The following is a 13,465-nucleotide window of genomic DNA, read 5'->3' on the forward strand; positions in this document are numbered from 1 at the left end:
CCCTGCGTTAGCAGCCTACGTCGGTACACGAATAGACGACCGATCGTCTATCTCCGATGATCGGCCGTAGGAGAAGGGTTCATCATGAGCATGCAGCAGCAGAGGGTCGCTGTGGTGACGGGTGCGTCGCAGGGCATCGGTGCCGGAGTGGTGGAGGGCTACCGCAAGCTGGGTTACGCGGTCGTCGCGGTCTCCCGCACCATCGCCCCCTCCACCGATCCCCACATCGTGACCGTCCAGGGCGATGTGGCCGACCGGGCCACCGCCGAACGCGCGGTCACCGCGGCCGTGGAGCGGTTCGGCCGCCTGGACAGCCTCATCAACAACGCGGGAATCTTCATCGCCAAGCCGTTCACCGACTACACGCTCGACGACTACACCGCCGCACGCGGAGTGAACCTCGACGGCTTCTTCCACATCACCCAACTGGCCATCGCCCAGATGCTGGAGCAAGGCGGCGGCCACATCGTCACGATCACCACCAGCCTGGTCGACAACGCCGACACGCGCGTCCCATCCGTGCTGGCCTCGCTGACCAAGGGCGGCCTGCAATCGGCCACCAAGTCCCTGGCCGTCGAATACGCCACCCGCGGCATCCGGATCAACGCCGTCTCACCCGGCACCATCAAGACCCCGATGCACCCGCAGGAGAACCACGAGACGCTGGCCGAGCTGCACCCCATCGGCCGGATGGGCGAGCTGAGCGACATCACCGACGCCGTCCTGTTCCTGGAGAACGCGCCCTTCATCACCGGCGAAATCCTGCACGTCGACGGCGGCATGAGCGCCGGACACCGATCATGAACACCGGCACCGAGGCAGCGCTCCAGGACATCCTGGACCGGTGGAAAGCCGGCATCGACGCACACCGGCCGCAGCAGATCGCCGACCTGTTCACCGAAGACGCGATCTTCCAGGGGCTGCGCCCCTACAGCGTCGGCCGGCCCGCCATCGCCGCCTACTACGACTCCCAGCCGCCCGGCCTGGCCGCCCACTATCGCATCGTCGAGACCCGGACCGTCGCCGACGACCTCATCCTCGGCTACCTCGCCGTCGACTTCACCTTCACCGACCGGCCCACCCTCCACGTGTGGCTCAGCGTGCTCGTGAAAGGAACAGAAGAGGGCTGGCAGATCACCCACTACCAGGTCTCCCACCTCGACTGAGAACCAAGAACAGGAGACGCGCATGGACATGAGACTCGAAGTGATCGTCGTGCCGGTCACGGACGTCGACCTGGCCAAGAGCTTCTACACAGGGCTGGGATGGCGGCTGGACGCCGACCTCGCCACCGGCGAGGACTTCCGGGTGGTGCAGGTGACCCCGCCCGGCTCATCCGCCTCGGTCATCTTCGGCACCTCGGTCACGTCCCAGACCCCGGGCTCGGCACAGGGCCTGCACCTGATCGTCGACGACATCGCCGCCGCCCATGACGAGCTCGAACGCCTCGGCGCGAACCCCAGCGAGGTCTTCCACGACGCCGGCGGCATCTTCCACCACGCCGGCACCGACGCCCGCATCCCCGGCCCGGACCCGCAGCGCCGCAGCTACGGTTCCTTCCTGTCGTTCAACGACCCCGACGGCAACGGCTGGGTGCTGCAGGAGGTCACCACCCGGCTCCCCGGGCGACTGGACCCCTCCGTCACCACCTTCGCCTCAGCCTCGGACCTCGCCGCGGCGCTACGCCGCGCCGCAGCCGCACACGGCGAGCACGAGGCCCGCACCGGCGCCGAGGACCCCGACTGGCCCGACTGGTACGCCGACTACCTGGTACGCGAACGAACCGGAAGCGATCTCCCGATATGAACAACCCCGCCCACCACGCCTCCACCTACCGGGCCTTCACCGTCACCGGCCGGCAGCGGTTCGAGCTGGTCGAACGCGTGCGGCGTCCCCCACAGCCCGGACAGGTGCGGATCCGGGTCGAAGCCTGCGGCATCTGCCACACCGACGTCCTCGCCGTGGAAGGGCTGCGGCCGGACCCGTCGGCGCCGATCGTGCCCGGTCACGAGATCATCGGCGTGATCGAGGCCATCGGCGAGGGCGCCGGCCCGGCCTGGCAGGTCGGCGACCGTGTCGGCGTCGGATTCCTCGGCGGGCAGGACAACACGTGCGAGTCGTGCCGGCGCGGCGACTACGTCAACTGTTCCGGCCAGCCGCAGACCGGCACCGCCGTGGACGGCGGCTACGCCGAAGTGACCTACGCGCGGGCGACCGGCCTGGTGCGGATCCCGCCCGGCCTCGACCCACTCGCCGACGCACCTCTGCTGTGCGCGGGCCTCACCATGTACACCCCGGAGCCGCCCTGCGACGACTCGGCGGGGCAGCGGTCATCATCGCCACCGCCGCCTCCGGGGCATCGATGTCGCCGCTGGTCCAGGGACTCGGCCCACGAGGCCAGTTGGTCGTCGTCGGAGCCGCCCCCGACCCGATCCAGGTGACGACGAGCGACCTCATCTTCGGCGGCCGGACGGTGCGGGGCAGCCTGACCGGCACCGCGATCGAGAACGAGGACAACCTGCGCTTCGCCCTCGCCCTCGGCATCCGCTCCCGCAACGAAGTGTTCCCGCTGAGCGAGGCGCCCAAGGCGTACCAGCGCATGCTCAACGGCGACGCCCGCTTCCGCGTCGTCCTCGGAATGGAGCAGTCATGAAGCCGCTGGATGGAGCCATGGCGTTCGTCACGGGCCCAGCAGGCGGCATCGGCCCGCCACCGCGCGCCGTCTGGCTCGCGAGGGCGCGGCGGTCGCCCTGATCGCCGGCCGCCGCGACCGCCTGTTCCAGATCGGGAACGACATCGCGAAGCGGGGTGGCCAAGCGGTCGCGGTCACGGCCGACATCACCAATCCCGAATGCGCCGACGCGGCGGTGGGGCTGCGTTCAGCGCCTGGCCAGGACCACACCGGTTCACCCCCAACCTAAGCTGATCAGCGTGACCCAAGAAGGCGCTGCCGTCCTCGCGCGCGTGACTGTGACACGCTCGCTGCCGCTAGCATTCGTCGCCGGCGCGGCGGTCGGCGTGTTGGGCGGCATGATCGGCCTGGGCGGCGCCGAGTTCCGGCTCCCGCTGCTGATCGGCCTGTTCGGGTTCGCCGCTCTGGCGGCGGTCATCTTGAACAAGGCGATGAGCCTGATCGTGGTGGTCACCGCGCTGCCCGCACGTCTGGCCGTCGCCTCCTTCGCCGAGCTGGCCGCGCACTGGAGCGTCGCGGCCAACCTGCTGGCCGGAAGCCTGCTCGGGGCCTGGGCAGGCGCCTCCTGGGCGGTCCGGATGCGCACCGCCACCCTCTACAGGGTGCTCGCGGCGCTGATGGTGGTCATGGCCGCCGCCCTGGTCCTCACCCACACCACCGCCTTGGGCTCGCCGGCCCTGCCCGACCCGGCGCAGGCCATCGCCGGGGTCGCGGCCGGGTTCGGCATCGGCGTGGTGGCGGCCATCATGGGAGTGGCCGGCGGCGAACTGCTGATCCCCACCATCGTTGTGCTCTACTCCGTCGACATCAGGACCGCCGGAAGCCTCTCGCTCCTGGTCTCGCTGCCGACCATGCTGGTCGCTTTCACCCGCTACAGCCGCGACGGCGGGGTCGCCGTCCTGGGCGCCAATCTGCGCTTCGTCGCCGTCATGGTCGTCGGCTCCATCGCCAGCGCTCTGCTCGGTGGCTTGCTGCTGGGTGTCATCCCGGACCTGGTGCTCATCCCCATCTTGGCCGTCGTCTTGCTGATCTCAGCCTGCAAGATGGCCCGTCACAGCTGACATCTCCGGCACCGGCTGCCTCTCTCATGCGCATCGCCGAGCTCAACCACATGTCGGCGCAGCTCCTCGCCCTTCTGCCAGACCAGGTGCTCACGATCGGGCAGCTCGCGGACTACGCCGGAGTGACCACCGAAGCCCATGACACAGCCGGGCGGGGGATCCGGATAAGGTTGGACCACTACTTTGTGATACTTTATAGTGGTACTCGGCGCTACAGAGTACCGAGGAGGGCCTTCCTCGATGGACGACCTGACAGAGATGCTGAAGGGCACGCTCGAAGGCTGCGTGCTCGACATCATCGGCAGTGAGGAGACCTACGGGTACGCCATCACGCGCCGGCTGAACGAGCTCGGCTTCGCAGAGGTCGTCGAGGGGACGGTCTACACCATCGTGCTGCGCCTGGAGAAGAAGGGTCTCGTTCAGGTGACGAAGCGACCGTCCGAGCAGGGTCCGCCGCGGAAGTTCTACGCGCTCAACGACGCGGGCCGCGAGGAGCTGGCGACGTTCTGGGCGAAGTGGGAGTACGTCACCACGCGTATCGACAAGCTCAAGGAGGGCGGAAGATGAGCTTCTGGGAGACCATCACGGGCAGCGATCTCACCAGAGAATGGAAGGCGTTCGAAGCCAGGGCGGCGGTCCTGCCGGCCGATCACCGGGCGGCATGGGAACAGATGAAGGGCCACCTGTTCCTCTACGGGGACTTCACCGGCCGCAACCTGATGCCGATTCTCGACGGCGCCCTGGGCCTGCTGGAGGAGACGGCGGCCGACGGGCAGAGCATTCACGACGTACTGGGTGACGACATCGCCGGCTTCTGCGCGGCGCTGGCGGGCGAAGAAGGGGCTGGAAACTTCCGCGACCGGTGGCGGGAGCAGCTGAACAGGAACGTCGCCAGGAAACTGGGCCGGCTGGGAGGCTGACGTGGGCGTGCGGGACATCATCGAGGGCAAGAAGCAGTGGCGGGCGCACATGGCACGGGTCAAGGCGCTCCCTCCCGACTACGAGATCGTCTACAAGGAGATTCAGAAGTACTACTTCAAGGTCGGACCGATCGACCTGCTCAACGGGTCGCTGCTCGCAGACCTCCTCGACTTCTTCGAGGGGGGCGTCGCGGACGGCAAGGGCGTCCTGGAACTCATCGGCGAGGACGTCGCCGCCTTCGCCGACGACCTGATCAAGGACTCGCGCACCTTCGCGGAGATCCATCAGGAGTCCGTCGGCAGGAGGCTCGGCACGGCCGAGAAGTGACACCCTGGCCGAGGAGATCCGCACCGGCCCGTCCGGACGCGGCCTCCTCCCCGGACGCGGCGGCTCGGACCTGCACGGGAAGGACCCGTCCCGAGCTGCTGTCCGGCGATCAGTGAGGGACGAGGTTTTATCGCGCCTTTGGTTAGTCGCGGACTCTTTGCGTGCAGCTCATCCGGGTCAACGCTGGATGGGGGCGAGTGATGGTACGCAGCAAGGTGGCCCCTCAGGACTGGACACGGCGGCGGACCGCCAAACGGGACCGCTTGGAGAAGGTCCGTCCCTTCGTCACCGGCAGGGTGCTGGACGCCGGGCGGATGCGTGCGGCCCTGGAGGCGTTGCTGCGCCCCGGGGACCGAGTGGCGCTGGAAGGCGACAACCAGAAGCAGGCGGACTTCCTGGCCGAGGCGCTCGCCGGGTGCGATCCGGAAGTGGTGCACGACCTGCACCTGCTGATCTCCTCGATCAGCCTCCGGGAGCACCTCGACGTCTTCGAGCGCGGGGTGGCCCGCCGTCTCGACTTCGCCTACGCCGGTCCGCAGAGCGTGCGCATGGCGCAGCTGCTGGCCGACGGCAAGGTCGAGGTCGGGGCGATCCACACCTACGTCGAGCTGTACGCGCGGATGTTCATCGACCTCACTCCGAACGTCGCGCTGCTCTGCGCCGAGCAGGCCGACCGCGACGGGAACCTCTTCACCGGCCCCGGCACCGAGGACACCCCGACCATCGCCGAGGCGGTGGCCTTCTCCGACGGCGTGACCGTCGTCCAGGTCAACGAGATCGTGGACGAGGTGCCGCGGGTGGACATCCCCGGCGACTGGGTGGACCTGATCGTGCGCAGCCCGCGGCCGTTCGCGCTGGAGCCGCTGTTCACCCGTGACCCTCGCCACATCGGCCAGGTGGAGATCCTGATGGCGATGATGACGCTGCGCGGCATCTACGAGCGGCACGGGGTGACCACCCTGAACCACGGGATCGGCTACGACACCGCGGCGATCGAGCTCCTCCTGCCCACCTACGGCGAAGAGCTGGGGCTGCGCGGGAAGATCTGCCGGCACTGGGCGCTCAACCCCCATCCGACCCTCATTCCCGCCATCGAGAGCGGCTGGGTCGAGTCGGTGCACTGCTTCGGCGGGGAGCCGGGCACGGAACGCTATGTCGCCGCCCGCCCTGACGTGTTCTTCACCGGTCGTGACGGCTCGCTGCGCTCGAACCGGGTGCTGTGCCAGCTCGCCGGCCAGTACGCGGTGGACCTGTTCATCGGGTCGTCGCTGCAGATCGACGGCAGCGCGAACTCCTCGACGGTCACGGAGGGCCGGCTGAGCGGTTTCGGCGGAGCGCCCAACATGGGACACGACCCGCACGGTCGCAGGCACGCCTCTCCCGCCTGGCTGAGCCTGCTGACGGGGCAGGCCCCGGCGCTGCGGGGACGCAAACTCGTCGCGCAGATCACGCAGACCTTCCGCTCGGGCGGCGATCCGGCGTTCGTGGAGACGCTCGACGCGGTCCCGGTGGGCAAGGACGCGTCCATGCCCGTCCCGCCGATCATGATCTACGGGGACGACGTCAGCCACGTGGTGACCGAGGAGGGCGTCGCCTACCTCTACAAGGCGTCCGGGCCGGCCGAACGGCGCGAGGCGGTGGCCGCGGTCGCGGGCGCCACGTCGATCGGCCGGGAGATCGACGAGCGGCGCGTCGAGGAGCTGCGCAGGGACGGGCTGGTCGCGCTGCCGGCGGACCTCAAGGTGGACGTCCGCAAGGCCAAACGGTCCCTGCTGGCGGCCCGCAGCATCGAGGATCTCGTGGCCTGGTCCGGCGGGCTCTACGACCCGCCCGCCCGGTTCAGGACCTGGTGATCCGCCGATGACCATGATCGAGCCCGCCAGGCCGTCCGCGGCCCTGCTCGCCGACGCGGCGGTCCGGTCGCTGGGCGCCGAGGCCCGGCTCAGCCCCAAACCCGGGCTGGTCGACCGCCGCGGCGGCGGCGGCCACGACGACATGGACCTGCCGCTCATGCTGGCCTCCGCGCAAGCGCTGCACCCCACGTTCGCACAGATCGCGCAGGCCGCCGGGCGGACTCCCGCCGGCGTCGCGCTCCGGGAGGAGCTGGGCGTGCTCGGCCGCCGGGGCGAGCAGGCCATGGTGCGGGCCACCGGCGGGATCAACACCCATCGCGGAGCCCTGTGGGCACTCGGGCTGCTGGTCGCCGCCGTCGCCGGTGGCGCGGCCGGCGAACGCGCGGCCGCCCGCGCCGCCGCCCGGCTGGCCGGCCTGCCCGACCGGCGGGTCCCGGAGGGGGAGCCGTCCCACGGCGAGCGGGCCCGGCGGCGGTATGGGGCGGGCGGCGCCCGCGGGGAGGCGGAGAACGCCTTTCCGCACGTCACGGAGGTCGCGCTGCCGCGCCTGCGAGACGGCAGGGCGGCCGGTCTCGGCGAGGAGACGGCCCGGCTCGACGCGTTGCTGGCGGTGATGAGCCTGCTCGACGACACCTGCGTCCTGCACCGCGGCGGCCCCGACGGCCTGCGCGCCGTACGGCTCGGCGCCCGGCGGGTCCTGGCCGAGGGAGGCGCGGGCACCGCCTCCGGCCGTGCCGCGCTCATGGAACTGGACGACGCGCTCCGCGAGCGGCGCCTGTCACCCGGCGGGAGCGGCGACCTGCTGGCCGCCGCGCTCTTCCTCGACATGGTGCCCTGGCCGGAACGCCGTGAGCAGGAGGTGCTCGCATGCAGACGCTGAGGTACGAGTTCCCCGCCGACCGTCCGGCCGCCCGGCCCAGCCACGTCGGGGTCGTGGGCTCGGGGGACCTGGAGGTCCTGATGACCCCGGCGAACGGCACCGCCCGCGTGCGGGTGCGGACCAGCGTCGAGGGGTTCGACACGGTGTGGCGGACCGTGCTGGAGCGGTTCTTCGCCCGGCACCGCATAGCCGCCGCCTTCGAGCTCAACGACTTCGGCGCGACACCGGGCGTGGTGACCCTGCGCCTGCGGCAGGCCATCGAGGAGGGCAACGCATGACGGACACCGGGTGGGAGTCGTTGCTCGACCGCACCAGCTTCATCGAGCTGAACGCCCGGGAACGGGCCGAAGCCCTGCTGGACGAGGGCACGGCCCGCGAACTGTGCGGCCCCTTCGACCGCATCGAGTCGCCATGGCTGGAGCCGCAGGGCGTCGTCCCGCAGTCCGACGACGGCGTGGTCGTTGTCAAGGGCGGCCTGGACGGGCGGCACGCGGTCGTGGTCGGCATCGAACAGGCCTTCCAGGGCGGCGGCATCGGCGAGGTCTCCGGCGCGAAGATCACCGCCGCGCTGTCCCTGGCGGCACGCGACAGCCGCGACGGCACTCCGACCGCCGCGGTGCTGCTGCTGGAGACCGGCGGCGTCCGCCTGCAGGAGGCCAACCTGGGCCTGGCCACGGTCGCCGAGGTGTGCGCGGCCGTACTGGAGCTGCGCGCCCTCCAGCCCGTCGTCGGCGTCATCGCCGGGGCGCTGGGCTGCTTCGGCGGCATGAGCATCGCCGCCGGCCTGTGCACGAAGCTGATCACGACCGCCGAAGGCCGGCTCGGGCTCGACGGTCCCGAGGTGATCGAGTCCGAGGCCGGGATCGCCGAGTTCGACGCCTCCGACCACCCGCTGATCTGGTCGATCGACGGCGGAACGCAGCGCGTCAGGACCGGCTTGGCCGACGCGCTGGTCCTCGACGACGTCGCCGCGCTGCGTACCGCGGTGGTCGAGGCCGTGCGGCTGGGCGTGCCAGCGCAGCACCGCTCGCGGCGGGTCGGCGAGCTGCGGGCCCGACTGGAAGCCGTCGACCCTGAGCATCCGCCCGCGCCGTCCGCGCTCGCGGACGTCTGGGGGAGATCCGCGCCGCCGAAGGGAGACCCGTCATGAGCCGCGGGCGGAACTGGACGCACGCGCTCGCGGACGGGGCCGTGAACGACGTCGTGCCGTCCGTGATCACGGCCGACTGCACGCTGGGCGACGACACCGCCCGCCTCGTCACCGTCGTGCCCGACCCGGAAAGCCCCTACCACCGAGCTCGCGAGGGCGAGGTCGGGCTGCGGGAAGGGCTCGCCATCGCCGAGGCGGTGACCGGCGTGATCGCCGCGGACGAGCACCTGCCCGACGGCCGCCGCCGCCCGATCGTCGCCGTGGTCGACCTGCCCAGCCAGGCCTACGGCCGCGTCGAGGAACTGCTCGGCATCCACCACGCGCTGGCCGCCGCCGTGGACGCCTACGCCACCGCCCGGACGGCCGGGCATCCCGTCATCTCGCTCATCGTCGGAAACGCCCTGTCCGGCGGGCTGCTCGCGCACGGCCTGCAGGCGAACCAGATCCTGGCGCTCGACGATCCCGGCGTGGTGATCCACGCCATGCACAAGCAGGCGGCGGCCAGAGTGACCCGCCGTACGGTGGCCGAGCTCGACGAACTGGCCAGGCGGTTCCCGCCGCTGTCGTACGACGTCGGCGACTGGGCGAGGCTCGGCCTGTGCGACGAGCTCCTGCGCGTGGAGAACGCCGGCGAACCGGCAGAGGGGGACGCCACGAAGGTGCGCCACGCGCTGGCCGCCGCCGTCGTACGCGCCCGCCAGGGCCCCCGCGACCTGAGCAACCGCCTCGACGCGCCGGGCGCCATGAAGACCAGGGCGGCCTCCCGCCGCATCCACGAGGAACTGGCGAGGCAATGGGGATGACGGCGCGCCCGCACGACCTGCTGCGGCTCGCGGACGGCGCACCGGCCGGCGCCGGACTGCCCGGCTGGGCCGCCGCGTCGCTGTCGGCCTGCGGCTGGGCCGTCGTGCGGCGGGCGCCGCACCCGCCCGGGCTGATCCCCATCGGCGTACGCGGGCCCCAGCGGTCGCAGCGCCACGCCGCCTTCGTGCCGCGAGGGGAGGTGATCGGCCGCGTGCGCCCGGAGGAGCTGACCCACCGGCCCCCGCACGAACCCGACCCGCCCACCGCCCTGCCCATCGCTCGACGCGCTGCCATGTCCGTGCCCGCTTCCGCTGCGCTGCCTGCCGCTCTCTGGGACACCCTGTCCGCCGTCGGTCTGCGGCTGGCCGAGGAGCTGGGGTGCGAGGCCGTCTGGGGCCCGGTCGGCAGCGTGGGCTTCGAGCTGGCCACCGGACAGCAGGTCACCCATCCCGCGAGCGACCTCGACCTGCTCGTACGCACACCACACCGGCTGCCCCCGGCCACGGCCGCACGGCTGGTGATCGCCTTCGCCGCCCTTCCCAGCAGGGTGGACTGCCAGCTGGAGACCCCGCGCGGCGGGGTCGCTCTGGCCGAGTGGGCCCGTACCGGCGGACCGGTCCTGGCCCGCACCGCGCACGGCCCCGAGCTGGTCGACGACCCCTGGGCACGCCCATGACGGTCGCCTTCCTCTACCCCGGCCAGGGCACCCAGCGGCCTGGGATGCTGCACGACCTGCCCGGCCACCCGGCCGTCGCCGCGACCCTCGCGGAAGCCGAAGACATCCTGCCCGGCTCGTCCAGGCAGGACGACGCGCGGGCACTGGCCTCGACCGTCACCACGCAGATCGCGCTCTGCGTCGCCGGAGTGGCCGCCACCAGGGCGCTCGCCGCCGAAGGCGCGGCGCCCGACGCCGTGGCCGGCCACTCCGCCGGCGCGTTCCCGGCCGCCGTCACCGCCGGGGTCCTGACCTTCGCCGAAGCCCTCGCGGCCGTGCGCCACCGCGCCGAGCTCATGCGCGACGCCTACCCGTCCGGGTACGGCATGGCCGCCGTGCTCGGGCTCGGCGTGCCCAGGGCCCGCGCCCTGATCGAGTCGATCACGATCGATGACGACCCGGCTTACCTGGCCGTCATCGACGCCGACCAGCAGGTCGTGGCCGCCGGCAGCGTCCGCGCGCTGAACCGCCTCGAAGCGGCGGCGGAGCAGGCCGGCGCGCGGCGCGTGCACCGGCTGCCCATCGCCGTCCCCTCGCACTGCCCGCTGCTCGCCGGCGTCGCCGACGCCATGGCCGGCCACCTCGGCACGGTGCCCAGGCGCCCCCTCACCGTCCCCTACCTCGGCGGCCGTACCGGCCGCGCACTCCAGGACGCGGACGCCGTCCTCGACGACCTGGCCCGCGGCGTCGCCGCCACACTGCGCTGGCGGGACGTCGTCGCCCTGCTCGGCGAGCTCGGCACGACGCTGTTCGTCCAGGCTCCGCCCGGGAACGTGGTCGCGCGGCTCGCGGGCGCCGCGAACCCCGGCGCCCGCGCCATCACCCTGGCCGGAACGGCCCTCGCCGACGCGGTGGAACTGGCCCGCCGCGCCGCGCCGCACCGTCCGGCAGAAGCATGACGACGGAACCGGGAAGAGCCACAGTCACGCCTGCGTCGTGGCGAGCAGCGCGCGGGGCCTGCTTCACGCGGCCATCAGCCCTCCAGCGGCGGATAGTCGAGGTAGCCGCGCTCGTCCCCGCCGTAGTACGTGCTGCCGTCGGGCTCGTTGTACGGGCCGCCCCGGGCGATCCGTCGCAGCAGATCGGGGTTGGCGAGCCAGGCCGCGCCGAGCGCGACGACGTCGGCACCCGAGGACAGGCCGTCCGCGACCGCCTCGTGCGGCGGCAGCGGCTCGGCGTCCCGGTGCGGGTTGAGCACGAACACGCCCGGCCACAGCTCGCGCAGCAGCGCCGTCAGCTCCCTCCGGCCCGGCTGCTCGATGACGTCCAGGAACGCGTACCCGTCGCCGGCGAGCTCGGCGAGCATGGCGGAGTACAGCTGCTCGGTGTCCGCCTCGTCGATGCCCTGGACGGTGGTCGCGGGCGAGATGCGCAGCGAGGCGCGCTCCGCTCCGACGGCCTCGGCGATGGCCCGCATCGCCTCCACCGTGAACCGGATCCGCCCCCGCGTGTCGCCGCCCCACTCGTCGGTGCGCACGTTGGCCTGCCGGCACAGGAACTGCTGCGGCAGGTAGCCGTTCGCGCCGTGCAGCTGGACGCCGTCGAACCCGGCGCTGATCGCCAGCCGCGCGGCGTCGGCGAACTCGCGCAGGGTGGCGCGGATGTCGTCGCCGGTCATGGCCTGGGGCACCGGGTTGTCCACCAGGCCGTCCGGCGTGTACGTCTGGCCGGGCGCGGCGACCGCCGAGGGCGCGTGCGCGTCCAGCCCGCCCCGCATGCTCGGGTCTCCGGTCCGTCCGCCGTGGAAGAGCTGCAGGTAGATGGCCCCGCCCTCGTCGTGGACGGCCTCGGTGACCCGGCGCCAGCTCTCGGCCTGCTCCGCACTGTGGATACCTGGAGTGGTCGGGTACGACTGCGCCCGCAGGCTGGTCTGCGTCGCCTCGGTGACGATCAGTCCGGCGCCGGCGCGCTGCCGGTAGTACGCGGCCATGGCGTCCGTGGCCAGGCCGTCGGCGGTGGCGCGGCTGCGGGTCATCGGCGCCATGGCGAGACGGTTGGCGATCGTGGTCACGCCCACCTTGAGCGGGCGGAAGAGGTCGGTGTCTGTCATGACGTCCAGCCTCGGTGCACCGGATGTGTCTTGCCAAAGCGCCGGTTAGCTGCTTTATTTTCTGGAGTGACTAGTTCTACAGAAGTGAAGGTGCCCGTGATCGACGCCGCGCGGTGCGAGGGCGCGAGCGACATGATGGTGTTCATGAGCCGCCGGTGGACGTCGGCGATCATGCTCGCCGGAGCGAGGGGCGCACGCCGCTTCGGCGACTACCGGCGCATGGTCGGCGGCATCTCCGACCGCATGCTGACGCTGCGGCTCCGGGAGCTGGAGGAGCACGGGCTGATGCGCCGCGAGGTGGTGCCCTCGATGCCCGTGCAGGTGCTCTACCACCTCACCGACAGCGGCCGCTCCCTGATCCAGGCCGTGCACGCGGTCGCCTCGTGGGCGGCGCGCGAGGGCCGGTGAGCCGTCAGTTCGTGCTCAATCCGGTGGTGACGACGCCGAGGATCGGCTCCAGCCCGTCCTTCCTCGTCATGCACGCCGACATCAACGCCCTGACGTCCGCGTAAGAGACGTCGGGGCGTACGGCGCCGGCTTTCTGGGCGGCGGCGAGCAACTCCTGCAGCCGGCCGCACAGGTCGGCGCCCGCGCGCTCGCCCAGCTCGTCCAGCCGGCGATCGTCCCCGGCCACCTCGGCCAGGCCGCAGTCCTCCGCGCCCGCTCGTACGAAGGCGGTGAAAAGGGCGAAGAAGGCGGTGCCGGGATTCTCGCGGCGGGCCAGCTCGTCGGCCTTGACGGTGAGCTCGGCCAGCCGGCTGCCCACGATCGCCGCCACCAGATCCTCCTTTGTCGGGAAATGTCGGCTCACCGTGCCCGTGCCCACCCCGGCACGCCGTGCGATCTCGGCCACCGGTACGGAGAACCCCTCGGTGGCGAACACCTCGGCCGCCACCTCCAGCACGCGTGCCCTGTTACGCCGCGCGTCGGCCCGCAAGCGCTCGTCCGCCATGATCCGCACCTCTCCGTCGACAACCGGGATGGCCATCCCGTATAGTTCGGCAATAAGCGG

Annotated in this window: 19 protein-coding genes; 17 read left to right on the forward strand and 2 right to left on the reverse strand. The window is 71.9% G+C overall.

The genetic code is table 11. The features are described from left to right. The first annotated feature begins 84 nt into the window (after positions 1–84). The 16 genes from AB0K12_RS47375 (at position 85) to AB0K12_RS47450 (ending at position 11,302) form a co-directional block, all read left to right on the forward strand. Positions 85–804 carry an SDR family oxidoreductase gene (locus AB0K12_RS47375; RefSeq protein ID WP_364575765.1) on the forward strand — a complete coding sequence of 240 codons (720 nt, stop codon included), beginning with the start codon at positions 85–87 and terminating at the stop codon, positions 802–804. After that, entirely contained in the window at positions 801–1,166 is a 366-nt protein-coding gene (locus AB0K12_RS47380) for an SgcJ/EcaC family oxidoreductase (RefSeq protein WP_364575767.1), read from the forward strand. The genes AB0K12_RS47375 and AB0K12_RS47380 overlap by 4 nt, the downstream gene beginning before the upstream one ends. Positions 1,167–1,188: 22 nt before the next feature. Beyond that, positions 1,189–1,806 (forward strand): VOC family protein, encoded by a 618-nt coding sequence (locus tag AB0K12_RS47385; protein ID WP_364575769.1) that lies wholly within the window; start codon positions 1,189–1,191, stop codon positions 1,804–1,806. After that, positions 1,803–2,441 (forward strand): alcohol dehydrogenase catalytic domain-containing protein, encoded by a 639-nt coding sequence (locus AB0K12_RS47390; protein ID WP_364575771.1) that lies wholly within the window; start codon positions 1,803–1,805, stop codon positions 2,439–2,441. Before AB0K12_RS47385 ends, AB0K12_RS47390 begins: the two co-directional genes overlap by 4 nt. Continuing rightward, positions 2,363–2,653: a hypothetical protein gene (locus tag AB0K12_RS47395; RefSeq protein ID WP_364575773.1), complete on the forward strand. Its 291-nt coding sequence runs from the start codon at positions 2,363–2,365 to the stop codon at positions 2,651–2,653. Before AB0K12_RS47390 ends, AB0K12_RS47395 begins: the two co-directional genes overlap by 79 nt. A gap of 311 nt (positions 2,654–2,964) precedes the next feature. Then, positions 2,965–3,753 (forward strand): sulfite exporter TauE/SafE family protein, encoded by a 789-nt coding sequence (locus AB0K12_RS47400; protein WP_364575775.1) that lies wholly within the window; start codon positions 2,965–2,967, stop codon positions 3,751–3,753. A 240-nt stretch (positions 3,754–3,993) separates the two neighbouring features. Next, entirely contained in the window at positions 3,994–4,320 is a 327-nt protein-coding gene (locus AB0K12_RS47405; RefSeq protein WP_364575777.1) for a PadR family transcriptional regulator, read from the forward strand. Continuing rightward, a complete protein-coding gene (locus AB0K12_RS47410) occupies positions 4,317–4,673 on the forward strand; it encodes a DUF1048 domain-containing protein (RefSeq protein WP_364575779.1) in 357 nt (118 codons plus the stop codon). Before AB0K12_RS47405 ends, AB0K12_RS47410 begins: the two co-directional genes overlap by 4 nt. 1 nt (position 4,674) lies before the next feature. Beyond that, complete coding sequence (locus AB0K12_RS47415) at positions 4,675–5,001, forward strand: DUF1048 domain-containing protein (protein ID WP_364575781.1); 327 nt, start codon at positions 4,675–4,677, stop codon at positions 4,999–5,001. 200 nt (positions 5,002–5,201) lie between these two features. Further along, a complete protein-coding gene (mdcA, locus tag AB0K12_RS47420) occupies positions 5,202–6,854 on the forward strand; it encodes a malonate decarboxylase subunit alpha (protein ID WP_364575783.1) in 1,653 nt (550 codons plus the stop codon). 7 nt (positions 6,855–6,861) lie between these two features. Next, positions 6,862–7,734 (forward strand): triphosphoribosyl-dephospho-CoA synthase, encoded by an 873-nt coding sequence (locus AB0K12_RS47425; protein ID WP_364575785.1) that lies wholly within the window; start codon positions 6,862–6,864, stop codon positions 7,732–7,734. Then, the gene (locus AB0K12_RS47430) at positions 7,722–8,012 is read left to right on the forward strand and encodes a malonate decarboxylase subunit delta (RefSeq protein WP_364575787.1); all 291 of its coding nucleotides are present in this window, start codon (positions 7,722–7,724) and stop codon (positions 8,010–8,012) included. Before AB0K12_RS47425 ends, AB0K12_RS47430 begins: the two co-directional genes overlap by 13 nt. Continuing rightward, on the forward strand, positions 8,009–8,884 hold the full coding sequence (locus AB0K12_RS47435) for a biotin-independent malonate decarboxylase subunit beta (RefSeq protein WP_364575789.1): 876 nt from the start codon (positions 8,009–8,011) through the stop codon (positions 8,882–8,884). Before AB0K12_RS47430 ends, AB0K12_RS47435 begins: the two co-directional genes overlap by 4 nt. Beyond that, on the forward strand, positions 8,881–9,687 hold the full coding sequence (mdcE, locus tag AB0K12_RS47440; protein WP_364575791.1) for a biotin-independent malonate decarboxylase subunit gamma: 807 nt from the start codon (positions 8,881–8,883) through the stop codon (positions 9,685–9,687). The genes AB0K12_RS47435 and mdcE overlap by 4 nt, the downstream gene beginning before the upstream one ends. After that, a complete protein-coding gene (locus tag AB0K12_RS47445) occupies positions 9,684–10,364 on the forward strand; it encodes a malonate decarboxylase holo-ACP synthase (protein WP_364575793.1) in 681 nt (226 codons plus the stop codon). Before mdcE ends, AB0K12_RS47445 begins: the two co-directional genes overlap by 4 nt. Then, complete coding sequence (locus tag AB0K12_RS47450) at positions 10,361–11,302, forward strand: acyltransferase domain-containing protein (RefSeq protein ID WP_364575795.1); 942 nt, start codon at positions 10,361–10,363, stop codon at positions 11,300–11,302. Before AB0K12_RS47445 ends, AB0K12_RS47450 begins: the two co-directional genes overlap by 4 nt. A 74-nt stretch (positions 11,303–11,376) precedes the next feature. Here the strand turns inward: AB0K12_RS47450 and AB0K12_RS47455 are convergent, their stop codons facing one another. Then, entirely contained in the window at positions 11,377–12,453 is a 1,077-nt protein-coding gene (locus AB0K12_RS47455) for an alkene reductase (RefSeq protein WP_364575797.1), read from the reverse strand. 90 nt (positions 12,454–12,543) lie between these two features. On the opposite strand from AB0K12_RS47455, the gene AB0K12_RS47460 reads away from it, so the two are divergent. Next, positions 12,544–12,861 (forward strand): helix-turn-helix domain-containing protein, encoded by a 318-nt coding sequence (locus tag AB0K12_RS47460; protein WP_364575799.1) that lies wholly within the window; start codon positions 12,544–12,546, stop codon positions 12,859–12,861. A gap of 4 nt (positions 12,862–12,865) precedes the next feature. Here the strand turns inward: AB0K12_RS47460 and AB0K12_RS47465 are convergent, their stop codons facing one another. Next, positions 12,866–13,405, reverse strand: coding sequence for a helix-turn-helix domain-containing protein (locus AB0K12_RS47465; protein WP_364575801.1), 540 nt, complete (start codon positions 13,403–13,405; stop codon positions 12,866–12,868). Between the last annotated feature and the right edge of the window lie 60 nt (positions 13,406–13,465).

It is taken from the genome of Nonomuraea sp. NPDC049419 (assembly GCF_040676995.1).
Classification (GTDB): domain Bacteria; phylum Actinomycetota; class Actinomycetes; order Streptosporangiales; family Streptosporangiaceae; genus Nonomuraea; species Nonomuraea salmonea.